This is a genomic window from Demequina aestuarii, assembly GCF_000975095.1.
In the GTDB taxonomy this organism is placed as follows: domain Bacteria; phylum Actinomycetota; class Actinomycetes; order Actinomycetales; family Demequinaceae; genus Demequina; species Demequina aestuarii.
In genome coordinates, this window is the sequence record NZ_BBRD01000001.1 from 879,986 (window position 1) to 904,009 (window position 24,024).

The window sequence follows — 24,024 nt, forward strand, 5'->3', positions numbered from 1 at the left end:
CGGTGTCGGACAACCGCACTAGGGTATCTGACGAATGCCGCACCGAGCAACCGAGGCGCCGCGGCACGGTCGCCAGGTGAGTGGGGTCAACGGTTCCCGGCGCCCACCGTGACACCATGGTGCCAGGAAATCGGGCGACAGGCGCAGCGGGATCGGCGCCGAAGAACTGCGCGCAAGTCGCGTGACGGGCGGGATGGATGCACGAATCAACGGACGTGAGGCGCTGGCTCGACGCCGGTGCCCGCGCCGTCAAGCATGCCCGTGAGCGCCTGGACGCGATCAACGTCTTCCCGGTGGCGGACTCCGACACCGGCACCAATCTCTACCTCACCCTGCAGGAGGGGAACCGTGCCGTCGCGAAGCTCGCGTCTGACGCGAGTCACCGCGAGGTGGTCGCCGCCTTCGCTCGCGGCTCGCTGATGGGTGCCCGCGGCAACTCCGGCGTGATCGTCTCCCAGTACCTGACCGGGTTCCTCTCGGCGATCGATCAGCACGGCGGCCTCAGCCGGGTCGACGGACGGGGCATCGCCCAGTCGCTCGATGCCGCGGCGGCCGCCGCCTATCGCGCCGTCGGTTCGCCCGTCGAGGGCACGATCCTCACGGTGGCGCGCGCGGCGGCGACCGGAGCCCAGCGCGGCGTTGATGCCCGCGCCAGCCGCGACGCCACGCTCGTCGCGGCGGTCGAGGACGCGCGCGCCGCACTCGCGCAGACTCACGAGCAGCTGCCGCTCGCCAAAGAGGCGGGCGTCGTCGACGCCGGTGCTGCAGGGCTGGTGCTGCAGCTCGAGATGCTCGCCGAGACGCTCGGCGGCTCCGAGGTCCTCAGTTCCCTCGACCGGGTCGAGTGGGAGGTCACCGACGCGGGCACGACCCGGATCGCCCACGTCCATCACCACCACGAGGGCACGTACGAGGTGATGTTCGTCGCCAAGTCCGATGACGACATCCACGAGTCGCTCACCCGCGACCTCGAGGCGATGGGCGACTCCGTCGCCGTCTCCGGCACGCACGGGCTGTGGCAGGCGCACGTGCACACCAATCAGCCGCATCTGGCGGTCGAGCGCGGGATCGAGGCCAAAGCCCGCCAGATCGTGGTGCGCAACGTGCGCGTGGGTCATGACTCCGACCGCGCGTCGACCGGCATCGTCGCCCTCACCCACTGCCCCGGTCTCGCGGAGCCGCTGTCCGATGCGGGCGCGATCGTCCTCGTGGTGCCCGAGCCGACCGCGCTCAAGCGCCGCGCACTGCGACGCGCCGTCAGGGATGCCTCCGGCACGGCGGCGGTCGTCGTGGCCGGCCATCCGGCCCTGCGCGCCGCGGCAGAGGAGCTCGCTCGCAAGCGTCGCAAGCCCCGACTCACCATTCTCGACAGCCAACACGAGGCGCAGGTGATCGCCGCGGTCGCCGCCGCGGCCCTGGTCACTCCTGGCCAGGACCTCGCGGACGAGATGGGTGCGGCCGTCGCGGCGACCGCGGTGGGGCAGAGCAGCGGCGACGCGCTCGACGACGACATCGACCGCCTGATGACCCCGGATGCCGAGGTGGTGTCGTTGATCCTTGCCGCGGGAGTGGCCGTCAGCGTGGCCGATGCCGCGCGCATGTCGGTGCGGGCCGCCGCCCCCCATGCGGATGTCAACGTGTACCAGGGTCAGCAGGCCCACCCCGGGGTGCTGATCGGCGTCGAGCGCGCGCCCTCATGAACGGCGCGGACAGGCTTGCCGAGCCGCTCTCGCGGGTGCTGGGCGCCCGCACCGCTGGCGGACTTGCCAAGCTGGGCCTCGAGACGGTCGAGGATCTGCTTCGCCACTACCCGCGTCGCTACGGATCGCCAGGAGAGCGCACGGACATGTCGGCGCTGACTGTGGGGGAGCACGTCACGGTCATGGCCGAGGTGCGTTCCACCCAGGTGCGCAGCATGCGCTCGCGCGGCGGCGCGATGCTCGAGGCGATCGTCACCGACGGCCACCACACGCTGCAGCTCACGTTCTTCGCCAAGCGTGCGGGAGTGCTGCGCATGCACGAGTCGAAGCTGAAGCCGGGCAGCACCGGACTGTTCACCGGCACCGTCGGCGACTACCGCGGCAGGCGCCAGCTCACTCACCCCGACTACCTCATCGTGGGGGTGGATGCGGCCGACGAGGCTGAGGCCGTCCTCGAGGCCTCCCGTCCCATCCCGATCTATCCTGCGGCCGCCGCGGTGCCCACGTGGCGCATCGGCCGCTCGGTGCGCACCGTCCTGGACCCCCTCACCGACGAGGACGTGCCGGACCCGATCCCCGCCGGGATCCGCGCGGAGCGCTCGCTGCCGACGCTGCTGGAGGCGCTCCGTGCCGTCCACGTGCCCGAACGGGAACAGGACTGGGAACGTGGTCAGGACCGACTGCGGTTCGAGGAGGCGCTGGTGCTGCAGACTGCGCTGGCGCGCCGGCGGGCCGCGCGGGAGGATCTCGCCGCCACGCCGCGGCCTCCCGTCGTCGACGGCCTCGTCGCCGCACTGGACGCGAGCCTGCCGTTCACCCTCACGCCTGCGCAGGAGAGCGTGGGGCGGGAGATCGCTGAGTCGCTCTCCGGTGCGACGCCCATGATGCGACTGCTGCAGGGCGACGTGGGTGCCGGCAAGACGGTGGTCGCGCTGCGCGCCATGCTGCAGGTGGTGGACGCCGGGGGCCAGGCGGCGCTGCTGGCACCCACCGAGGTGCTCGCCGCGCAGCACCTGCGCAGCCTGGAGCAGCTGCTGGGGCCGCTCGCGCATGGTGGGATGCTCGGCGGCGACGCCCGCGCGACGAGGGTCGCTCTCCTCACGGGCTCGCAAGGGTCTGCGGCGCGACGCCAGGCGTTGGGCGAGGCCGCGTCTGGCGCCGCGGGAATCGTGGTCGGTACTCACGCGCTGCTGAGCGAGGGCGTGCAGTTCGCCGACCTGGGCCTGGTGGTCGTGGACGAGCAGCATCGGTTCGGCGTCGAGCAGCGAGACGCCCTGCGCGCCCGCGGCGACCGCCCTCCTCACATGCTCGTGATGACGGCGACGCCCATCCCTCGCACCGTCGCCATGACGGTGTTCGGGGACCTGGAGACGTCCACCCTCTCCGACCGGCCACCCGGTCGCGCGGAGACTGTGACGCACATCGTGCCCGCTGACAATGCGGCCTGGCTCGCGCGCACCTGGCAGCGCGTGCGCGAGGAGGTCGACCAGGGTCGGCGTGTCTACGTGGTGTGCCCGCGCATCGACGCGGACGAGCAGGCACGGGGCGAGGACGCCCCGCCGACCGAGCCGGCCGATGCGCCCGGTGACGAGCCGTTCACGCTCGAGTGGGACGGCGACGATGCACCCGCAGCGAGCGTCCCGCTCGCCTCCGTGACGGAGACGGCCGCGATGCTCGCCGACCGGCCCGAGCTCGCCGGCGTGCGCATCGGACGTCTGCACGGCCGGCTCGCGGCGGACGCGAAGGACGCCGCGATGGCGGCGTTCGCGTCGGGCGAGGCGCCCGTGATGGTCTCGACCACGGTGATCGAGGTGGGCGTGGACGTGCCGCAGGCGACGGTGATGATCGTGCTCGACGCCGAACGGTTCGGCATCTCCCAGCTGCACCAGCTGCGGGGTCGGGTGGGCCGCAGCACCCTCCCTGGACTGTGCCTGCTCGTGTCTCGCGCGGAGCCGGGCTCGGTGTCGAGAGAGCGCCTCGAGGCGCTTGCGTCCACCACCGATGGCTTCGCGTTGGCGGAGAAGGATCTCGAGCTGAGGCGCGAGGGCGATGTCCTGGGTGCGGCGCAGTCGGGAGGGCGGAACTCGCTCCGGCTTCTGCGGGTGGTCAGGGATGCGACCCTGATCGACCAGGCGCGCCTCGTCGCGCGTGACCTGGTCGCCGCGGACCCCCGGCTCGAGACCGCCCCCGCGCTCGCGTCTGCGATCAGCCTGTGGCTGGGACCCGAGCGCGAGGACTTCCTCGAGCGCGGCTGACGTCAGTCGAGGGGCGGACTCCCGCCGTTCTCGTAGTACTCGCTCACCGTGACGCCACCCGGCAGCGGCACCTCGTGGTCGAGGCCCACGAACGCCCCATCCTCGTCCTGCCACAGCGCGGGTTCGACGAGCGCGTACTTCTCCTCGTCCCACGTGGTCCAGTCGTCCTTGAGCAGCCCACCGGTGTCGCTGGAGTTGGGATTCACGACCCAGAACGTGTGATGCAGGTGGCGGTCCACGATGAGGTCTCGCAGATACGTCATCCACCGGTCCTGGCGCTCGTCCTGACCCAACCGACCGCCCCATTCGCCGATCAGCAGGGGGGAGAGGCCGTCGTCGTGAAGGTAGAGCCACGTCGGTCCCCACACCTCGCGCTCGAGGCTGGCGGCCGAGAACGTTCCCCGGAACCATGGCTGCTCGTAGACCAGCGGGCCGTAGTCGTGGGGCGAGTACATGACCTTGTCCGCCGGGCCGTCCACGGGCTGGTCGCCAGCCAGGCGGAGGTTGCCGCCCCACCAGGTGATGTCATAGTCGCCCGGATCGTTCGAGGACCACTGCTCGCCGTCGGCCGGGGTCGCCTCGATGCCCTCGACCAGCAGCAGCGCCTCCGGGTGCGCGGCGTGAATCCGCTGCGCCGCCTCTGAGGCGACCGCGCGCCAGTCATGGTCCGAGCCGTCGCCCCACGTCGCGCGCGGATCCTCCGGCGGCTTGCCGTGCGGTTCGTTCTGGAGGTCGAAGCCGACGATGGTGTCGTCGTCGCGGTAGCGCTCGGCCACCCACTCCCACGCCACCATGAAGTCCTCGGTGGAGATGCCCTCGGCGGACCAGAGGGGCGCGTTGTGGCCCGCGTTGTCGGCCTTGGCCGAGTGGACGTCGAGGATCACCTTGACCCCGTGAGCCTTCGAGGTGACGAGCAGCGCCTCGAACGCCTCGAGGGTGGTGGCGCCCTCGAGGTCGGGATTGGTGCCGGTGTTGACGTTGTCGGCGGCAGGGGCATCGCCGGATCGCCACTCGAGCAGCAGCTCGGTCGAGATCGGCACCCGCAGGACGTTGAACCCGCGCTCCGCGATCGCCGCGATGGTGCTCTCGAGGTTCACCGACCAGAGGCCGTGCAGCACACGCTCGGAGGTGTTGAAGCCGAACCAGTTCGCTCCCGTGAGCCAGACGGCGTTGCCGTCGTCGTCGACGATGCTGCTGCCGTCCACGCTGAGCCAGTCGTCACCGCTGGGCGCGTTCGACGGGGGAGCGACGTCGGCGGCGGCCCCGGGGGCGCGTTCGACGTCGTCGCTGTCCTCGTCGCCAGGTGAAGTCGTCACCGTGCCGCCGCACGCGGCGGAGACCGCATCGGCCGTGCCGGACGCGGTGAAGCCGAACGTCGTCTCCGCGCCGTCGGCGACCACACCGTTGTATTCGAGGTTCGCGGCCTCGACCAGCCCCGTGGCGCCTCGCATGAGGGTCGTGCTCCACGCGCCGTCGACCACGGCGTCGCCGAGCTCGAGCATGACGGACCAGGAGTCCAGCGCTCCGGCGCTCGCGTGCACCACGACGTCAGCGGTGAAGCCGCCGTCCCACTCGTCGCGGACCACCACCTCCGCCGAGCACGAGGACGCCGAGGTGGCCGCGTCGGCGAGCGCAGTCGAGGACGGGGTGGGGGAGGTGCCAGCAGAGGTGTCCGATCGTGACGACTGCGCCAGCGCCCAGGTCCCCGCCACGACGAGCACCAGCACGCCTACGGCGGCGCCTGCGATCATCACCCAGCCGCGGCGAGTGGTGGGCGGCCAGCGTCGCGCACGCGCCTGGCTGGGCTCGTGCTGGGCGGGCGTGGTCGGTGCGGCCTCGCCGTCCGCGTGCTGATCGTCCGCGGCGTCGCCGGGTGTCGTCTGGTCGCTCATGAGCCCCCCTCATCGGTCCCGGCACAGCCTAACCAGCGGCCGGAGAGGCGCCTGACGCCGGAGGCGAGGGTCATAGAGTGTCCGGGTGACACGCATCATCGCCGGAGAGCTCGGGGGCCGCCGCATCGCTGTCCCCCCGCGCGGCACCCGTCCCACGACCGATCGCGTCCGCGAGGCGCTGTTCTCCCGACTGGATCACCAGGACGCGCTGCACGGTGCTCGGGTGCTCGATCTGTTCGCAGGGTCAGGGGCGCTGGGTCTCGAGGCGCTCAGTCGCGGTGCGACGTCCGCCACGTTCGTCGAGGCAGCGGCCTCCGCCGCGCGCGTGATCGCCGCGAACGCCAAGGCTCTCAGCGCCACCGACCGCACTCGCGTGGTCAAGGAGCGGTCGCTGCCGTTCCTCGCCCGCACCACCGACCAGTGGGACCTCGTCCTGATCGACCCTCCGTACGACATCGCGGCCGACGATCTCGCAGCGGTGCTGGAGGCGCTCGCGCCGCGTCTCATGGCCGATGCGGTGGTGGTGGTGGAGTGGACCAGCCGCGCGCCGCGGCTCACCTGGCCCACCGGACTGGTGGTCGAGCGCGAACGCGATTACGGCGAGACCCGTCTGCACTGGGCGCGCTGGGGTAGCGTCGAGGCATGACGCTCGCAGTTCTGCCAGGCACGTATGACCCCATCACGCTGGGCCACGTGGACATCGCGGTGCGAGCCCGCCGGCTGTTCGACGAGGTGGTCATCGGGATCGCCCACAACTCCACCAAGTCCCCGTTGCTCGACGTCGAGACGCGTGCGCGCCTCGCGCGCGAGGCGACGGCGCACGTCGAGGGCGTCCGCGTCGAGGTGATCGACGGACTGCTGGTGCACTTCTGCGCACACGTGGGAGCCACCGCGATCGTGAAGGGGCTGCGCGGCGGTGCGGACTACGACGTCGAGCGTCCGATGGCCCTGATGAACCGCTCGCTGACCGGGGTGGAGACGGTGTTCGTCACGGGCGACAACGCGCTGAGCCACATTGCCTCATCGCTCGTGCGGGACGTCGCGCGCCACGGTGGCGACATCGACGCGTACGTGCCGGCCGGGGTGGCCGCCGCCGTGCGCACCGCCCTCGACGCCGCCTAACCGCCCGGGCGATTGCGCCGGGTTGAGTGACCCCCTGGGGATCACGTAGGATAGTGCGCCGGTCCTGCCGAACGTGCACGGGCCGGGGTCCACCAGGACCGGAAGGATGGGAGGCGCGGATGTCGCACCGCCCAGACAGCTCTCCGTATGCCTTCTCCGTGAGGGATATCGCACGGAAGCCGGGCGCTCAGCGCACGGTGAGCGGCACCTTTCCGGCCCCCGCGGTCCTCGGCACCGCTATGGTCGGTGTGCCGGAGGGGACGGAGACCACGCTCGAGGTGAGCTTGGAATCCGTGTCCGAAGGCATCTGGGTCTCCGGAACCGTGACCGCTGAGGCGGTCGGCGAGTGCGGACGATGCCTGGACGAGGTGCGACTCGATGTCGCGGCCACGGTCCAGGGACTGTTCGTGCACGACGATCCGCACGTGGATCAGGGTGACGAGGAATCAGAGGATGTCTTCGAGTTCGACGGGGAAACGCTCGATCTCGAAGAGGTGGTGCGGGACGCGGTCGTGATTCAATTGCCGTTCACCCCGCTGTGCCGCCCGGACTGCCCGGGCCTGTGCGACCAATGTGGCGCCAGGCTCGCGGACGATCCGGACCACGCCCACGAAGTGATCGACCCGAGGTGGTCGGCGCTCACAAGTTTGACTGAACAGGAAGAGAGTTAACCGTGGCAGTTCCGAAGCGCAAGATGTCGCGTTCGAACACGCGTGCACGTCGCTCCCAGTGGAAGACCACTGCTGCGAACCTCACCGCGTGCCCCGCGTGCAAGGGCGCAAAGCTCGCTCACGCAGCATGCCCCACGTGCGGCGCCTACAACGGTCGCCAGTACTCCGAGGCGCTGCGCACCGAGCACGGAGCCTGATCAGGCCTCGCCGCATGTGCGAGGCACTCAGGTGAGCGTTCCAGGGCAGGCTGCGGCCACCGCCCTGGCAGAGCGGTTGGGTGTCGTTGTCGACCCCGAACTTCTCGTGCTCGCGCTCACTCACCGGTCGTTCGCGTACGAGGCCGGTGGCCTTCCCACGAATGAGCGCCTCGAGTTCCTCGGGGACTCGGTGCTCGGCGTGGTCGTCACCGACCGCCTCTACCACGCCCACCCCGACCTGCCAGAGGGCGAGCTCGCCAAGATGCGCGCCGCCACCGTCTCGCAGCGCGCGCTGGCGCGAGTGGCGCGCGACCTCGAGCTGGGTCCATGCGTGCTGTTGGGCAAGGGCGAGACCGCCACGGGCGGAGCCGACAAGGACTCGATCCTGTGCGACTCGCTCGAGGCCGTCTTCGGGGCGGTGTACCTGACGCATGGGATCGACACGGCGCGTGACGTGATCCTGCGACTCGTCGGGCCGTCGCTCGTCGCCGCTGCCTCGTCTGGCGTGGCACTCGACTGGAAGACCTCGTTGCAGGAGGCCTGCGCCCAGCGCGGCCTCGGCGTCCCCGCGTACGCCGCTGAGGGCGCCGGACCCGACCACTCGCGCACCTTCACCGCGACGGTCGCGATCGACGGCGTCGTGCGCGGCACCGGCACGGGGAGCGCCAAGAAGCACGCCGAGCAGGAGGCCGCCGAGCGTGCGTACGCCGCCATCACCGCCGACGACCCCGCGCCGGACACCACGGCCTGACGGGCTCGTGCGCCACCGCCCGCGACGGCCCACCGCACCTCCTCACTGATCGTGCCCGAGCTCCCCGAGGTCGAGACCGTGCGATCAGGCCTTGCGCCGCTCATCACGGGCGCGGTGGTCCGTGCCGTCGACATCCGCCGGGACAGCTGCGTCCGCCTGCTCCCTGGTGGCGCCGCCCAGTTCAGCGCCATGGCGGCCGATGCGCGCATCGGCGCCGTGGTGCGTCGAGGCAAGTTCCTGTGGCTGCCGCTGGCGCACGCGGGTGCGCCGGAGCCCGCGGAGGCGCTCTCGGCGCACCTGGGGATGTCCGGCCAGTTCCGCGTGCACCCCGGACCGTGGGACGGTGCACCCGAACCGCACCCGCACTGCCGTGCGCGGCTCCTGCTCGATCGCGACGGCTCCCCGCTGACGCTCGACTTCCTGGACCAGCGCACGTTCGGCTATCTCCACGTCGAGCCGCTCGTTCCGACGCCCGACGCCCTCGCCGGGGGACAGGGGGCGGAGCTCGCCGCGGTCCCGCTCTCGGTGTCTCACATCGGCCGCGATGCTCTCGATCCACACCTGGACGAGGCCGCGGTGGTGCGCGCGTGGCGACGAGGGACGAGGGGCGTCAAGCAGGTGCTGCTCGACCAGAGCCTCGTGAGCGGCATCGGCAACATCTACGCCGATGAGGCCCTGTGGCTCGGGCGCGTGCACCCCCAGCGTCCCGCATCGGCCGTGACGGCGCCGCAGGCGCGTGCGCTGCTCGACGCCTCGCGTGCGGTCATGCGGCGCGCGCTGTCCCAGGGAGGCACGAGCTTCGACGCGCTGTATGTGAACGTCAACGGCGAGTCGGGCTACTTCGCGCGCGACCTGGAGGCCTACGGACGCGGCGGCGAGCCGTGCGGCCGCTGCGGCGCGACCCTCCGGCGCGAGACCATCGGAGGGCGGTCGACGCACTGGTGCGCGCGCTGCCAACGGCGGTACGCCGCGCGCGGCTGAGCCGAGCGGCAACGGCGTCCCGCTACGATGCGGGGTATGCCTGATGTGAGAGTGCTCGTGCTGGACGACCACGAAGTCGTGAGACGTGGGATCTGCGACATCCTGGACCGCGCCGACGGCGTCGAGGTGGTGGCTGAGGCCTCGACTGTCGCGCAGGCGATCCGTCGCGTCGACGCGACCCGCCCCGATGTGGTGCTGTCCGACCTGCGGCTGCCCGATGGCACCGGACTCGATGTGATCGCCCACGTGCGTGCGACGCACCCCGACACCCACATCGTGGTGCTCACGAGCTATGACGACGATGACGCCAAGGCGGCGGCTCGCACAGCGGGTGCCGATGCGTTCGTCGCGAAGACCGCGGGCTCGGCCGAGGTCCTCAAGGCGGTGCGCGACGCGGCCTCCGGACGCGAGCACGGACAGCACATCGACGTGCAGGAGGACGCCGACATCGCGGCCCTCACGCCCACCGAGCGCAAGATCGTCACCGCCGTCGGCGACGGGATGTCCAACAAGGAGATCGCGGACCGGCTCGGCATCGCCGAGAAGACGGTCAAGAACCACGTGACGAGCATCCTCGCCAAGATGGGCCTGCAGCGGCGCACGCAGGTGGTGGCGTGGGCCACGCAGCGCCGCGCACAGTCGTTCCGGCGCTAGTCGCCCTCCCGGCGCGCGCACTCGACGTTCCATACGGCCACGCATCCCGGGCGGTCCTCGCCGGGCCAGCGCTCGGTGAGGCTGAAGGTGCCGTTGCGCCGCAGTGCGCGGTTCGCGAGGTTCGACGTTCCCGAGTGCCGCTGAGTGGCTCCGGCCGGGCCGATGCCGTCGTCCTCGAGCCGGACCTCGACGCGGCCTTCGTGGGCAGTGAGCACGATCCTGACCGCGTGCGCCCGGGCGTGCCGTGCGACGTTCGACACGAGTTCGCGGGTGACCGCCACCAGGTCGTCCGCGAGGGTCGGGTCGCCCATCACCGCGTCGTCCAGGTGTGGCCACTCGGCGACCACGGACGGTTCGAAGCCCAGCGATGATCGCGCGAGCAGGAGCTCGCGGCGCAGCCGCTCCGCGATCGGCTCCTTGCTTCGCTGACCCGCCAGCGAGCTCATCACTCCCCGCACCTCGTGCTGCGCACGCTTGACGTGCTCCAGCGTGCCGCGCAGTCGCGTCGCGACGTTCTGATCGCTGTCCTCTGCGATGGCCTCGATCTGCATCGCAGTCGCGAACAGCTCCTGCGAGACGAAGTCGTGGAGATCGTCCGCGAGCATCGCCCGCTCCTCGAGGAGGGCCGAGACCGACTTGACGTGGCTGAGCTCCGACAGGCTGAGCGCGAGCGCCGCCTGGCCCGCGAAGCGCTGCGCGAGCGACAGGTCGCCGGCATCGAACTCAGGCTCGCCACGGGTGCGCCAGAGCATCAGCAGGCCGACGGCGTGGCCCTGCGCGACCAGCGGCGCGTACAGCGTGGGCCCGTACGACATCACGGGTGCGAGCACGTGACTCCCGGGCGGCTCCGCGGCGATCAGCCCCTCGCCCGAATGGATCACGTCCATGCCCGTCCCGCCTGGCGGCAGGGCGAGCCCGAGCAGGTGATCGGCGCCCTCACCGGCGGTGACCTCCATGACCCAGGCGTCGCCCACGCCCTGCAGCACCAAGGCGGCCGCCGCCGCACCGGAGAGCTCGAGGGCGGCGTCGATGGTGCGCTGCAAGGCGCCTTCCGCCCCCGGGTCGGAGAGAAGGTCCATGGTGATGCGCTGCGTGGCGACCAGCCATCGCTCCCGCTGCCGCGCGAGGTCGTACAGCTGAGCGTGGTCGATGGCCACCGAGGCGGCTGCCGCGAGCGCCTGGATCGCCTGCTCGTCAGCGGGGTGGAATCCGCCCGGCTTGTTCGCAAGGTACAGCTGGCCGAAGGCCCGGCCGCCCACGTGCAGTCCGGCGCCCAGGAAGCTGTCGAGCGGCGGGTGCCCCTCCGGAAGACCGATCGACGCCGGGTGCGCCGCGACCTCCTCGAGCGCGATCGTTCCCTCGCGAGGGATCTCTCCGAGCACGCCGACGGGCCGTGGAGGCCGGCCGATCTGCTCATGCACGGAGGCGGGCATGCCGTGCACATAGAAGGCAGTGCTCTGGCCGCTCGAATCGAGCACGTTGATGGCGGCGAAGCGCGCGGCGGTGAGTTCCGCCGCAGCGCCCAGGAACGCGTCGAGCACGAGCGGCAGGTCGAGCTCTTCGTTGAGCGCGATGACCGCGCGTGCGAGCGCGATCTCTCTGGCGTGTGCGTCAGGCATCGGAGTTCACCGCGTCAAGGCTGACGGTGCGGTCAGCGGCGTCGAGAAGCGTCAGGTCATGGGTCACGATCACCACGCTACGGCCTTCGCCGCTGAGCCGGGCCAGAGCCGCGCGCAGCGCCTCGCGACCAGCGCGGTCGAGGTGCTCGCCCGGCTCGTCGATGAGGTGGACCGGGTGCGGCGCGAGGAGCGCGCGGGCAAGCAGCAGGCGTCGCCGCTCGCCTCCGGACACCGTCCCGCCGCCAGAGCCGAGCACGGTGTCGAGGCCGTCTGGCAGCGCCACCGCCCAGTCCCGCAGTCCCACGACGCCGAGCGCGTCGAGAGCCTCGTCCTCGGTGACGCTTCCGCGCGCCACGCGCAGATTCTCGAGCACGGTGGTGCCGAACAGGTGAGCGTCCTCGGCAGTGATCGCCACGACGGTGCCCAGGTCATCCTCGGTGACGGCCGCACCGTCGATGAGCGCCTCTCCGGCAGCGGGGGCCAGTGCGCCGCCGAGGGTGGCGAGCAGGGTCGTCTTGCCGATCCCGGAGCGGCCCACGACGGCGAGGACCTCGCCTGGCGCGACCCGCAGGCTGACGGGCACGGTGGGCGTCATGCGCGGCCACGCCGCCGAGACCTCGCGCGCCTCGAGGACGGCCGATGCGCGGGGGTCGGAGTCGCTCGTGGCGTGGTCGGGGGCGTCGGCGTCCGAGGGCGGCGCGAGCTCTTCGATCCGCTCCGCCGCACGGGCGGAGCGGAACAGCTGCTGCATCGCTGCCGGGACGGCGCCCACGGCCTCGAACGCCGCCAGGGGCAGCAGGGCGATGACGGCGGCAGTCGTGGGCCCGATGGCGCCGTCGGCGGCAGCGGTGACCGCGACTGCGATCGACCCGATCAGTGCGAGCCCAGCGGCAAGGGTCTGGACGGCCGCGGCCAAGGCGGCGGGCCGCGCAATCGCCTCGTGCGCGCGGGCCGACGCTGCGTCGGCCTCAGCGAGCTCTGCCTCGGCCGACGCGGTGGTGCCCCACACGCGGTGCTCGGCTGCCGCCTCGAGCGCCGACAGTGCGCTCTCAGTCACGCGCGCATCGGCGGTCACCGCCAGCGCCGCTGCGGCGCGTGCTGAGCGGAGGGTCAGTGCCGCCGCCCCGACGCCGGCGATCAGCACGCATGCCGCGAGGACGACGCCCGCCAGCGGCACCATGAACGCGGCGATGCCGACCGAGACGCCGGAGACCACCACGGCCACCGCCATCGGGATGAGGCCGCGCACCACCGCGTCCGCAATCGCGTCGACGTCGGCGCCGATGCGCGCCATCACCTGTCCCCGGGTCAGGGGGAGCACGTGCGCTGCCGGGGCGTGTGCGAGGCGCTCGTAGACGCGCACGCGGAGGGAGACGGCTCCGCGCAGCGCCACATCGTGAGAGGTGAGGCGTTCCAGGTACCGGAACAGCCCCCGACCGATGCCGAAGAAGCGGACCACCACGGCGGCGATGGCGAGATCGGCGGGGGAGGGCATGCCTGCCGCGCGCGCGATCATCCACGCCGCCACCGCCGCCAGCCCCACCGCGGAGCCCAGCGCGGCGGATCCGGTCAGGACTGCCAGCACGGTGCGCCCGCGGCTCAGGCCGGCGTCTCCGAGCACGCGCCGCAACGCGCCCTTGCGCATCTGGGTCGCGAGCAGGTCCGTCATGGCGTGACCGCCGTGGCCGACGCCACCTCGACCACGGCGTCGGCCGCTGCGATCAGCTCCACCTCGTGCGTCGCGACCACGACGGCGACGCCGCGGGCGGCCGCCGCACGGATGTGCGCCACCACCTCGGTGCGCGCCTCGATGTCGAGGTGGGCCGTCGGTTCGTCGAGCACGATCACGGGGCGTCCCGACTCGAAGGCACGAGCGAGCGCGGCCCGCTCCCGCTGCCCGAGGCTCATGGTGCGACCCGGCACCCCGAGGTCGGGCCGCTGCGGCACCCACGCGAACTCGCGTGCCCAGCCGTCGGCGTCGACATCATCAAGAGGGACGCTCGTGCCGTCGGCCAGCATCGCCGATACCTCGCCGGCGTCGGGGCGCAGCAGGCCCATGAGAGCCAGCAACGCCGTGGATTTGCCATCGCCGTTGGGACCCACCAATGCCGTGATGGAGCCAGGGGGTGCGTCGAACGTCAGCGACTCGGGCGCGTGGCGGCGCCCGTCCGGAGTCGCGACGGCGAGCCCGCGCATCGACAACGTGGCTCCGGCGAGCGAGGGGGCGGGGCCGGTGCCGCCCACGCGCGCGACCGGCGTGTCCAGGACGTCGAACGCCGCATCGGCCGCAGCAAGGCCGTCGGCAGACGCGTGGAAGTGCATGCCCACGTTGCGCACGGGCAGGTAGACCTCGGGGGCGAGCACCAGCACCGCGAGCGCAGTCTCGATGCTGACCTCGCCGTAGACGAGTCGGAACCCGAGAGTCACGGCGACCAACGCGACCGCAAGAGTCGTGAGCAGCTCCAGCACCATGCCGGAGAGGAAGGCGATTCGGAGCGAGCCCATGGTCGCGCGGCGCTGAGCATTGCCGAGCTCGCGCACGCGGCCCGCCGGGCCACGGTGACGGCCGAGCGCCCGCAGCGTCGGGAGCCCGGAGATGAGGTCGAGCACCCGCGAGGAGAGCCGCTGCATGGCCTCGAGGTGCTTCGCCGAGTGCTGGCGCGTCACGAGGCCGATCAGGATCATGAAGAGGGGCACCAGCGGGAGCGTGCCAGCGATGATCGCCGCGGAGATCCAGTCGAGGTCGAGCACCACGAGCAGCATGATGGGCGTCACGGTGGCCGCGAGCATGAGCTGGGGGAGGTAGCGCACGAAGTACGGGAGCAGCCCGTCGAGGCCGCGCGTCACGGTGGTGGTGACCGTCGACCCCTCGCCGGAGGCCGCCCACCTCGGTCCCAGACGCGCGGCGTGGGCCACCACGCGTCCGCGAAGGTCCGCGATCACGGCCACGCCTGCGCGGTGCGCCAGCCGCTCCTGAATCCCGACCAGCAGCACCCTCACCACGACGAGCGCGGCCAACCACACCACACCGGTCTCGAGAGCCCGGGCACTCGTGGGCACGATCGTGCCGATCCAGCCCAGACCGTCCTCGGTCAACGGGGACGGTGCCAGCACCGGCGCGACAAGCCGCGCGATGACGAGCGCCTGCACGCCGATCACGATCGCCGTGAGCAGGCCCAGCACCGCCGTGGTGATGACGTAGCGGCGTGCAGGGCCGATGCGGGCGATCAGCCGTGGGTCGACGGGGCGCACGTCCCTACTTTTTGAGGAACGTGAGGGAGTTGTGCTCGGGGATGTTCTCCGCCGAGAGCCGGCGCCGGAACACCCAGTAGGTCCAGCCCTGGTAGAGCAGCACCACGGGAGTGAGGATCACGGCGACCCACGTCATGACGGTCAGCGTGTAGTCGGTCGACGAGGCGTTCTGGACCGTCAGCGAGAACGCGGGGTCGGTGCTGGACGGCATCACGTCCGGGTAGAGCGAGCCGAAGATCAGCACCACGGCGAAGGCGATCGCGACGGCGTTGCCGGTGAAGGCGTAGCCGTATCGGCCGATGCGCCCGGCCACCAGTGCGACCGCGAGGCCGGCGGCGGCGACCACGACCGCGATCCAGGTCCACGCGACCCCGTAGGCGAGCTGGGTCCAGATCGCGAAGACCGCCGCGATCCCGAGCGCGATCGGTGCCATGCGGCGCGCCACCGCCTCGGCGCGCTCGCGCACCTCGCCGTCGGTCTTGAGAGACAGGAAGATCGCGCCGTGGCTGAGGAACAGGGCGAGAGTGGTCGCGCCGCCCAGCAGGGCGTACGGGTTGAGGAGGTTGAAGAACCCACCGGTGTAGGTGAAGGTCTCGTCGATCGGCACGCCGCGCACGATGTTCGCGAACGCCACTCCCCACAGGATGGACGGCACCCAGGCTGAGCCCATGATGACCCAGTCCCAGCGGCGACGCCACGCGTCGTCGTTGATCTTGCCCCGGTACTCGATCGCGACCGCGCGCACGATGAGCGCGAGGAGGATGAGCAGCAGCGGCAGGTAGAAGCCGGAGAACAGCGTCGCGTACCACTCAGGGAACGCGGCGAACGTCGCACCGCCTGCGGTGAGCAGCCACACCTCGTTGCCGTCCCAGACGGGGCCGATGGTGTTCAGCGCGGTGCGTCGCCCGCGGTCGCCCTTGCCCACCTTCTCCATGAGCATGGCGACGCCGAAGTCGAAACCCTCGAGGACGAGGTAGCCGGTCCACAGGACCGCGATCAGGATGAACCAGAAGATTGCGAGATCCATGACGGCCCTTTCTAGTACGCGAACGACATCGGTCGGTCGGAATCGTCGCTCGGTTCTTCATACGTGACGTGGGCGGCACCCTCCGACGCGTAGCGCTGGATGAGTCGGTACCAGAAGATCCCGAGCACGGCGTAGATGACGGTGAATGCCACGAGAGAGGTCGCCACCTCGCCCACGGACGTCGCGTCGGACACCCCGAAGGTGGTCATCAGCATCACTTGGTCGGACCCGGTCGGATTCGGTGCGACCACGAACGGCTGGCGTCCCATCTCCGTGAAGATCCATCCGAAGCTGGCCGCGAGGAACGGCATCGGCAGCGCGATCAGCGCGAGCTTCGACATCCACTCCTGGTCGATGGCGCGGCCCTTGCGGGTGAACCAGAAGATCGCGACGCACAGCGCGGCGCTGAAGAAGGCGAGGCCGATCATCAGACGGAAGGACCAGTACGTCACGGCCAGGTTGGGCCGGTACTCGATCGCCTCGCCGTTCTCGTCCACGGCACCGTAGCGCTCGGCGTAGATCTCCTGCAGCTCATCGAGACCCTTGACTTCACCTTCCCAATCGCCGGTGGCCATGTAGGAGAGGAAGTACGGGATCTCGAGGATGTGATGGACCGAGTCGGGGTCGTCTCCCGCGAGGTTGCCGATGGTGAACAGTGAGAATGGAGCAGGCCCGACGGGGGTCGCGACCAGTCCCTCGGCCGCCGCCATCTTGATGGGCTGCTGTTCGAACATGAGCTTGGCCTGGACGTCGCCGGTGACGACCACGCCGATGCCGGAGACGAGCATGACGACGGCGCCGAACCTCGCGGCGGTGCGGTACATGCCGAGGTCCGCGTGGTCGCGGTCCTCGCGGGACTTCTTGACCATCCACCACACCGCGATGCCAGCCACGAAGGTGCCGGCGACGAGGAAGGCGGTGGCGATCACATGGGGGAAGGCGACCAGGGTGGTGTTGTTGGTGAGGACGGCCCAGATGTCCGTCATCTCGGCGCGGCCGGTCTCCTCGTTGAACTCGGCACCGACGGGGTGCTGCATCCACGAGTTCGCGGCGATGATGAAGTAGGCCGAGAGGATCGAGCCGATCGCGAACGCCCACACGGTCGCGAGGTGCACCTTCTTGGGCAGCTTGTCCCAGCCGAAGATCCACAGGCCGAGGAAGGTGGACTCGAGGAAGAACGCGGCGAGTGCCTCCATCGCCAGCGGAGCGCCGAAGACGTCGCCGACGAACCGCGAGTACTCCGCCCAGTTCATGCCGAACTGGAATTCCTGGACGATGCCGGTCGCCACGCCGAGTGCGAAGTTGATCAGCAGCAGCTTGCCGTAGAACTTGGTGAGCCGCAGGTACTTGTCCTTGCCCGTGCGCACCCACGCTGTCTGCAGGATCGCGACCAACGTGGACAGCCCGATCGTGAGGGGCACCAGGATGAAGTGGTAGACGGTGGTGATCCCGAACTGCCAGCGGGCGAGTTCAAGCACTTCCATTCGGGGCCTCCAGGGTCAGGCACGAGACGGGGAATATCGCGCCACCTAACCTACCTGGGTGTGCCCGGGTGGGGAGCCAGGACCTTGGTCCTAGAACCTCATGTCTTGTCGTCGGTCCCATCATCGCCGGGCGCGTCACGAGGCGTTCGCGTGTTCGTGTGTCACAATGGTCGACAGGTCGCACCCAGCCACACCGGGTGCCTACCGCGCGACAGACGCAGCGCCCGCGACAGCTGCCAGTCCCGTCACGGTCCCGTCCGGCTACAGCCGGAGGCGGAGACATCGGGGATAGGCGCTCTCGAGCAGGCGCCGCTGTCCGCCGCGACCTGAAGACTTCCGTGGCCGCAGAACGCGAGTCACGACCGACGAGAGAGCGTCGATGCGGTGTGTGGGCCGTATCGATCTGAGGTACCCGCGTTGAGCGAGGACAAGACCACACCCGAAGCGCCATCCACGGCCGTCATCTTCCAGGCCCCCGAGCCCGCTGCCCCACGCCGCGCATCGGCGCCCGCGGGACCCCCCTCCATTCCCGATGCGCCGGCCAAGGCCGAGCAGGGATCTGGATCGCGAGGGCGCGGCAAGGCGTCCTCCGACTCGTCTGAGGGCGACAAGCCCAAGCGCAAGTCCGGCGGCGGTCGTGCCAAGGGCGGCAAGAACGCGGACTCCAAGAACAGTTCCGCGAACCCCGACGCGGGTTCGAGCGAGGTCGTGGCATCCGAGGGCGCGACGTCGGGTGAGCACCGGGCCGGCGCAGATGCGCCGTCGTCCGACGACAACGACAGCCGCAGCCCCGGCTCCCGGGACCAGGGATCCGGCGACGGTTCCGACGGTGACGGCGACTCGGGAGACGGCAGCAAGCGCCGCCGTCGTCGTGGTGGTCGGGGTCGCGGCAAGAAGCGCACCGACGGCGACAACTCCTCCGGAGATGACGAGTCGACCGGCGGCGACCAGGGTGCGAGCAACGGCGCCGGCGATGACCAGGACAACGACTCCGGGGATTCCGGCGAGGACGACGGTGACGGCTCGTCGCGGCGACGTCGCCGCCGCCGCGGGTCCCGCTCCAGCAGTGGCTCGGGTTCAGGCCCCGGTTCGGGATCGAACTCCGGAGACAAGTCCGGCTCCGACGACCAGTTGCAGGGCTCCACGCGACTTCAGGCCAAGCGCCAGCGCCGCCGCGACAACCGCGACGGCCAGCGCCGCCGGCCCACCATCTCCGAGGCCGAGTTCCTCGCTCGCCGCGAGTCCGTCAAGCGCGACATGATCGTGCGCGAGAAGGACCACCGCGTACAGATCGCCGTGCTGGAGGACGAGGTGCTCGTCGAGCACTACGTCTCGCACCAGGCGCAGCAGTCCATGGCCGGCAACGTCTACCTGGCGCGCGTGCAGAACGTGCTGCCCGGCATGGAGGCCGCCTTCGTCGATGTCGGCCGGGGGCGCAACGCCGTGCTGTACGCCGGAGAGGTCAACTGGGACGCTGCGGGCCTCGAGGGCAAGCCGCGTCGCATCGAGCTCGCGCTCAAGCCCGGCGACACCGTGATGGTCCAGGTCACCAAGGATCCGATCGGTCACAAGGGCGCACGTGTCACGAGCCAGATCTCGCTGGCCGGACGATTCCTCGTCTACGTGCCCGCCGGCGGGGTGACCGGCATCAGCCGCAAGCTGCCCGACAATGAGCGCGCCCGCCTCAAGAAGCTGCTGCGCGAGGTGATCCCGGCGGATGCCGGCGTGATCGTGCGCACCGCGGCCGAGGGCGCCTCCGAGGACGAGCTGCGCGCCGACGTCGAGCGCCTCAAGCGCCAGTGGGAGAACATCCAGGCCGAGGCGAAGTCCAACAAGGGCCCCACGCTGCTGCGCGGCGAGCCTGACATGGCCATCCGCGTGGTGCGCGACATCTTCAACGAGGACTTCGAGTCGCTGACGATCCAAGGGGACGACACCTGGAACTCGCTCAGCGCCTACGTGGGACAAGTCGCCCCCGACCTGCTGCCCCGCCTGCAGAAGTACACCGGTGACGGCGACCTCTTCGCCGAACTCCGCGTGGACGAGATGCTCACCAAGGGCATGGACCGCAAGGTGTGGCTCCCGTCCGGTGGGTCGCTCGTGATTGATCGCACCGAGGCGATGACCGTCATCGACGTGAATACCGGCAAGTTCGTCGGCAAGGGCGGCACTCTCGAAGAGACGATGACGCTCAACAACCTCGAGGCGGCCGAGGAGATCGTCCGGCAGCTGCGTCTGCGCGACATCGGCGGCATCATCGTCATCGACTTCGTCGACATGCTTCTCGAGGCCAACCGCGATCGCGTGCTGCGCCGACTCATCGAGTGCCTGGGGCGCGACCGCACCAAGCACCAGGTCGCCGAGGTGACGAGCCTGGGTCTGGTCCAGATGACCCGCAAGCGCGTGGGCCAAGGACTGGTCGAGGCGTTCTCGGAGACCTGCGAGCACTGCAAGGGTCGCGGATTCCTCGTCAAGGGGGAGCCCGTCGCCGAGGCGACGGAGAAGCAGCCCGAGAAGCGTCGTGGCAACCGCGGTGGCGGGACCAGGACGGCCAAGAAGCAGTCGGGGTCCGACGACCACTCGCACGGCCAGGGCAAGGGTGAGACCCACGCTCTGGACGATCGTGATGAGGCGCGCGCCGCCGTCAAGGCGACGCTCGCATCGATCGCTGCCGCGGCGGAGAAGGCGCATCATCATGACGATGTCGACGCGCCGGCGGAGGCAACGGACGACACCTCGGGCGCCGAGAAGGGGACCGACGGCGATGCTGTCGTCGAGCCCCTCATCGATCTTCCCGAGCGCACGGATCAGGCCGAGTCATCGGCCGACACGCACGACTCGCCGAGCCAGACATCCGAGGCGGATGCGATGGCCGGTGAGGACCACCCGACCGAGCCTTCCGACGGGGACGCGCAGCGGTAGCCGCCCCGGACGCCGCCGGTTTGACCGGGGGCGTCTTGGCCGGGTACATTTGTACGTCGGCGCGAAAGCGTCAGGGCCTGCCTGCGCCCAGTGAGGCAGCGGCAGGAAACCAGACCATATGTAGAGGATTGTAGATTTCATGGTGTACGCGATTGTGAAGGCCGGTGGCCGCCAGGAGAAGGTTTCCGAGGGCGATATCATCGTCGTCGACCGTCTCAAGGCTGCGGCAGGTGACTCTGTCCAGCTTCCCGCACTGCTGCACGTCGATGGTGACAAGGTCACCTCCGACGCGAAGGCACTGGCGAAGATCACGGTCACCGCTGAGGTCGTTCGCGACGAGCGCGGGCCGAAGATCGACATCCTGAAGTACAAGAACAAGACCGGATACCGCAGGCGCATTGGTCACCGTCAGGACCTCACGCGCCTGAAGGTCACGGGCATCAAGTAGGCGAGGAAGCACTCATGGCTCATAAGAAGGGCGCGAGCTCCTCGCGCAACGGTCGGGATTCCAACGCTCAGTACCTGGGCGTCAAGCGCTTCGGTGGAGAGGTCGTCAACGCAGGCGAGATCATCATTCGTCAGCGCGGCACGCACCACCACCCCGGTAACAACGTGGGCCGCGGCAAGGACGACACGCTCTTCGCGCTGTCGGCCGGCACGGTCCAGTTCGGCCAGCGACGCGGTCGCAAGGTCGTCGATGTGGTGGCCGGCTAGCCCGACCCGCATCACCGTCTTCGTCAGGGGCGTCGCCGATATGGCGGCGCCCCTGACGCATATTCTGACCACCTCGCGAAGGGAGGCGTCATGGCCACGTTTGTGGATCGCGTCACCCTGCATGTGACGGCGGGCAATGGCGGTCACGGAGTCGCGTCCGTGCACCGTGAGAAGTTCAAGCCGCTCGGCGGCCCCGATGGCGGCAACGGCGGCCGCGGCGGCTCCGTCATTCTGTGCGTGGACCCGCAGGTGACGACCCTGCTGGACTATCACCACGGACCTCACCGCACCGCCGCGAGCGGTGGACAGGGTGCAGGCGACAACCGGCACGGCGCCAGCGCGCCCGATCTGCGCCTGGGCGTGCCGAGCGGCACCATCGTCAAGTCGCCTACCGGCGAGGTGCTCGCCGACCTCGTGGGCGAGGGCGCGGAGTTCGTCGCCGCCACGGGCGGCAGGGGCGGGCTCGGCAACGCCGCCCTGGCCACCGTCAAGCGCAAGGCCCCTGGCTTCGCGCTGCTGGGAGAGCCGGGCGAAGAGAGCACCGTGCTTCTGGAGCTCAAGTCCATCGCAGACGTGGCCCTGGTGGGCTACCCGAGCGCAGGCAAGTCCTCGCTGATCGCCGCCATGAGCGCCGTGCGGCCCAAGATCGCCGACTACCCCTTCACCACGCTCGTGCCGAACCTCGGCGTGGTCGAGGCCGGCGGCACACGATTCACCATGGCGGACGTGCCCGGGCTGATCGAGGGAGCGTCCGAGGGCAAGGGTCTCGGACATGACTTCCTGCGCCACATCGAGCGCTGCTCCGTGATCGCGCACGTCCTGGACACCGCCACCCTGGAATCCGACCGCGATCCTGTTCGTGACCTCCAGGTCATCGCGGCAGAGCTGCGTGCGTACAGCGGAGACGACGCGATCAGCGGCATCCCGCTCGCGGATCGCCCCCAGATCATCATCCTGAACAAGGTCGACGTGCCCGACGGCCGCGATCTCGCCGAGATCGTGCGCCCGGACCTCGAGGCGACGGGCATGCCCATCTTCGAGGTCAGCGCCGTGAGCCACGAGGGCCTGCGCCCGTTGTCCTTCGCGCTCGCGACGATGGTCACCGATCACCGCGCCGCGGCGCCGGTCATCGAGCGTGCTCCCATCGTGATCCGGCCCAAGGCAGTCGACGAGTCCGGCTTCACCGTCACGCATGTGCGGGACGGTGCTGAGGACTACTTCCAGGTGCGCGGCTCGCTGGTCGAGCGGTGGGTGCGTCAGACGAACTTCGCCAACGACGAGGCCGTGGGATACCTCGCGGACCGGCTTGCGAAGGCCGGGGTCGAGAACGAACTGTTCCGCGCGGGCGCGGTGCCGGGTTCAGAGGTGGTCATCGGGCCGCGTCAGGGCGGCGTCATGTTCGACTGGGAGCCCACCATGGGCACCGGTGCCGAACTGCTCGGCCAGCGGGGCTCCGACCTGCGAGTCGAGGACCACGAGCGTTCCGGTCGCGCCACGCGCGCCGAGAAGAGGGCCGAGCACAAGGACCGCATGGACGCCAAGTCTGCGGCCCGCGAGGAACTCTGGACCGAGCGTGGCTCCGGGCACTGGACGGATCCCGCCAAGGACGAGTGACTGTCCCGTATGACCGCACACGAAGGAGGCCCGGTGGAGGCCACGCGAGAGATCATCGCGCAGTCCCGTCGCATCATCGTCAAGATCGGATCGTCCTCGCTCGCCGGCGCCGATGGCCGATTGAGCGAACAGTCCGTCACCCGCCTGGCCGATGTGCTGGCGGGGGTGCGCGCCGCTGGCCGCCAGGTGATCCTGGTGACCTCGGGCGCGATCGCCGCCGGCGTGGGTCCGATGGGGCTGCCCGAGCGTCCCAGAGACCTCGCGACCGCGCAGGCGACCGCGTCGGTGGGTCAGGGCGCGTTGGTCGCCGCGTACTCCGCCGCCTTCGCGCGGCACGGACTCACGGTCGGCCAGGTGCTGCTCACCGCCGATGACATGATGCGCCGTTCGCACTACGGCAACGCCCAGCGCGCGTTCAACCGCCTGCTCGACCTGGGCGTGCTGCCGATCGTGAATGAGAACGACGCGGTGGCGACGGACGAGATCAGGTTCGGCGACAACGACAGGCTCGCGGCGCTCGTCGCCACGGTCGCCCACGCCGACGCCCTCGTGCTCCTGACCGACGTGGACGGCTTGTACACGGCCGCGCCGGGGACTCCCGGCTCCGAGCGCATCGACGAGGTGCGCGGCCCGGAGGATCTTGCCGGCATCGACGTATCGAGGCGCGGCTCCGCCCTCGGCACTGGCGGGATGATCACCAAGCTCGAGGCCGCGTCGATCGCCACGACCTCCGGCATCGCCGTCGTGCTGGCCAGCGCGGCCGATGCGGCATCGGCTGTTGCGGGCGACGCGGTCGGGACGCTGTTCCACCCGACGGGCAAGCGCGACACCACGAGACTGCAATGGCTGGCGCACGCGGCGCGGACACGCGGGGCGATCATGGTAGACGACGGTGCGGTGCGTGCGCTGCGTGGCCGGCGCGCGTCCCTGCTCGCGGCCGGTGTCACCGAGATCCGGGGCTCGTTCGAGGCGGGCGAGCCCGTCGACCTCGTCGGCCCTGACGGCGCGATCGTCGCGCGCGGGTTCGCGGGGTTCTCCTCCCCAGAGGCGGAGCAGATGCGCGGGCTCAGTACCGATGCACTGGGGGAGACACTCGGCGACGGCTACGCCCGCGAGCTGATCCACATCGACGACCTTGTGGTGATGTAACGCCGTCCCTCCCGCGCGCG

General features: G+C 70.6%; 20 protein-coding genes. 14 read left to right on the forward strand and 6 right to left on the reverse strand.

All coding sequences use genetic code 11. The features are described from left to right. Positions 1-197 precede the first annotated feature (197 nt). Both AOP72_RS04135 and AOP72_RS04140 read left to right on the forward strand, forming a co-directional pair. Entirely contained in the window at positions 198-1,700 is a 1,503-nt protein-coding gene (locus AOP72_RS04135; protein ID WP_084631247.1) for a DAK2 domain-containing protein, read from the forward strand. Further along, complete coding sequence (locus tag AOP72_RS04140; protein ID WP_062132787.1) at positions 1,697-3,955, forward strand: ATP-dependent DNA helicase RecG; 2,259 nt, start codon at positions 1,697-1,699, stop codon at positions 3,953-3,955. Before AOP72_RS04135 ends, AOP72_RS04140 begins: the two co-directional genes overlap by 4 nt. A gap of 2 nt (positions 3,956-3,957) precedes the next feature. Here the strand turns inward: AOP72_RS04140 and AOP72_RS04145 are convergent, their stop codons facing one another. Further along, a complete protein-coding gene (locus AOP72_RS04145) occupies positions 3,958-5,847 on the reverse strand; it encodes a cellulase family glycosylhydrolase (RefSeq protein WP_062132790.1) in 1,890 nt (629 codons plus the stop codon). Positions 5,848-5,932: 85 nt separating this feature from the next. On the opposite strand from AOP72_RS04145, the gene rsmD reads away from it, so the two are divergent. The 7 genes from rsmD to AOP72_RS04180 all read left to right on the forward strand — a co-directional run bounded on the left by rsmD (position 5,933) and on the right by AOP72_RS04180 (position 10,223). Further along, complete coding sequence (rsmD, locus tag AOP72_RS04150) at positions 5,933-6,493, forward strand: 16S rRNA (guanine(966)-N(2))-methyltransferase RsmD (RefSeq protein ID WP_062132793.1); 561 nt, start codon at positions 5,933-5,935, stop codon at positions 6,491-6,493. Continuing rightward, a complete protein-coding gene (gene coaD / locus AOP72_RS04155) occupies positions 6,490-6,969 on the forward strand; it encodes a pantetheine-phosphate adenylyltransferase (protein ID WP_062132795.1) in 480 nt (159 codons plus the stop codon). The genes rsmD and coaD overlap by 4 nt, the downstream gene beginning before the upstream one ends. A 119-nt stretch (positions 6,970-7,088) precedes the next feature. After that, entirely contained in the window at positions 7,089-7,640 is a 552-nt protein-coding gene (locus AOP72_RS04160) for a YceD family protein (protein WP_062132796.1), read from the forward strand. A 2-nt stretch (positions 7,641-7,642) separates the two neighbouring features. Continuing rightward, positions 7,643-7,837 (forward strand): 50S ribosomal protein L32, encoded by a 195-nt coding sequence (gene rpmF, locus AOP72_RS04165; RefSeq protein ID WP_062132798.1) that lies wholly within the window; start codon positions 7,643-7,645, stop codon positions 7,835-7,837. Positions 7,838-7,868: 31 nt separating this feature from the next. Then, positions 7,869-8,588: a ribonuclease III gene (gene rnc / locus AOP72_RS04170; protein ID WP_062136832.1), complete on the forward strand. Its 720-nt coding sequence runs from the start codon at positions 7,869-7,871 to the stop codon at positions 8,586-8,588. A gap of 51 nt (positions 8,589-8,639) precedes the next feature. Continuing rightward, positions 8,640-9,569 carry a bifunctional DNA-formamidopyrimidine glycosylase/DNA-(apurinic or apyrimidinic site) lyase gene (gene mutM / locus AOP72_RS04175; RefSeq protein ID WP_062132800.1) on the forward strand — a complete coding sequence of 310 codons (930 nt, stop codon included), beginning with the start codon at positions 8,640-8,642 and terminating at the stop codon, positions 9,567-9,569. A 36-nt stretch (positions 9,570-9,605) separates the two neighbouring features. Next, positions 9,606-10,223, forward strand: a complete 618-nt coding sequence (locus tag AOP72_RS04180) for a response regulator transcription factor (RefSeq protein ID WP_062132802.1) — start codon at positions 9,606-9,608, stop codon at positions 10,221-10,223. Here AOP72_RS04180 and AOP72_RS04185 read toward each other — a convergent pair. The 5 genes from AOP72_RS04185 to AOP72_RS04205 are packed head-to-tail and all read right to left on the reverse strand — an operon-like array spanning position 10,220 to position 17,605. Further along, on the reverse strand, positions 10,220-11,842 hold the full coding sequence (locus AOP72_RS04185; protein WP_062132804.1) for a sensor histidine kinase: 1,623 nt from the start codon (positions 11,840-11,842) through the stop codon (positions 10,220-10,222). The two genes, AOP72_RS04180 and AOP72_RS04185, sit on opposite strands and share 4 nt — an antisense overlap. Continuing rightward, positions 11,835-13,511 (reverse strand): thiol reductant ABC exporter subunit CydC, encoded by a 1,677-nt coding sequence (gene cydC / locus AOP72_RS04190; RefSeq protein WP_062132807.1) that lies wholly within the window; start codon positions 13,509-13,511, stop codon positions 11,835-11,837. Before cydC ends, AOP72_RS04185 begins: the two co-directional genes overlap by 8 nt. Then, complete coding sequence (locus AOP72_RS04195) at positions 13,508-15,094, reverse strand: ABC transporter ATP-binding protein/permease (RefSeq protein WP_062132810.1); 1,587 nt, start codon at positions 15,092-15,094, stop codon at positions 13,508-13,510. Before AOP72_RS04195 ends, cydC begins: the two co-directional genes overlap by 4 nt. A 4-nt stretch (positions 15,095-15,098) precedes the next feature. After that, positions 15,099-16,121: a cytochrome d ubiquinol oxidase subunit II gene (gene cydB / locus AOP72_RS04200; RefSeq protein WP_062132814.1), complete on the reverse strand. Its 1,023-nt coding sequence runs from the start codon at positions 16,119-16,121 to the stop codon at positions 15,099-15,101. Positions 16,122-16,132: 11 nt separating this feature from the next. Further along, the gene (locus AOP72_RS04205) at positions 16,133-17,605 is read right to left on the reverse strand and encodes a cytochrome ubiquinol oxidase subunit I (protein WP_062132817.1); all 1,473 of its coding nucleotides are present in this window, start codon (positions 17,603-17,605) and stop codon (positions 16,133-16,135) included. Positions 17,606-18,022: 417 nt separating this feature from the next. Here AOP72_RS04205 and AOP72_RS04210 point away from each other — a divergent pair, with 417 nt between their 5' ends. The 5 genes from AOP72_RS04210 to proB all read left to right on the forward strand — a co-directional run bounded on the left by AOP72_RS04210 (position 18,023) and on the right by proB (position 24,004). Then, the gene (locus AOP72_RS04210) at positions 18,023-20,527 is read left to right on the forward strand and encodes an Rne/Rng family ribonuclease (RefSeq protein WP_062132820.1); all 2,505 of its coding nucleotides are present in this window, start codon (positions 18,023-18,025) and stop codon (positions 20,525-20,527) included. Positions 20,528-20,666: 139 nt separating this feature from the next. Further along, the gene (rplU, locus tag AOP72_RS04215; protein ID WP_062132823.1) at positions 20,667-20,975 is read left to right on the forward strand and encodes a 50S ribosomal protein L21; all 309 of its coding nucleotides are present in this window, start codon (positions 20,667-20,669) and stop codon (positions 20,973-20,975) included. 14 nt (positions 20,976-20,989) lie between these two features. Continuing rightward, complete coding sequence (gene rpmA, locus AOP72_RS04220; protein WP_062132831.1) at positions 20,990-21,241, forward strand: 50S ribosomal protein L27; 252 nt, start codon at positions 20,990-20,992, stop codon at positions 21,239-21,241. A 90-nt stretch (positions 21,242-21,331) separates the two neighbouring features. Further along, positions 21,332-22,855: a GTPase ObgE gene (gene obgE, locus AOP72_RS04225; protein WP_062132834.1), complete on the forward strand. Its 1,524-nt coding sequence runs from the start codon at positions 21,332-21,334 to the stop codon at positions 22,853-22,855. A 33-nt stretch (positions 22,856-22,888) separates the two neighbouring features. Then, positions 22,889-24,004 carry a glutamate 5-kinase gene (proB, locus tag AOP72_RS04230; protein WP_369345468.1) on the forward strand — a complete coding sequence of 372 codons (1,116 nt, stop codon included), beginning with the start codon at positions 22,889-22,891 and terminating at the stop codon, positions 24,002-24,004. Positions 24,005-24,024 lie beyond the last annotated feature (20 nt).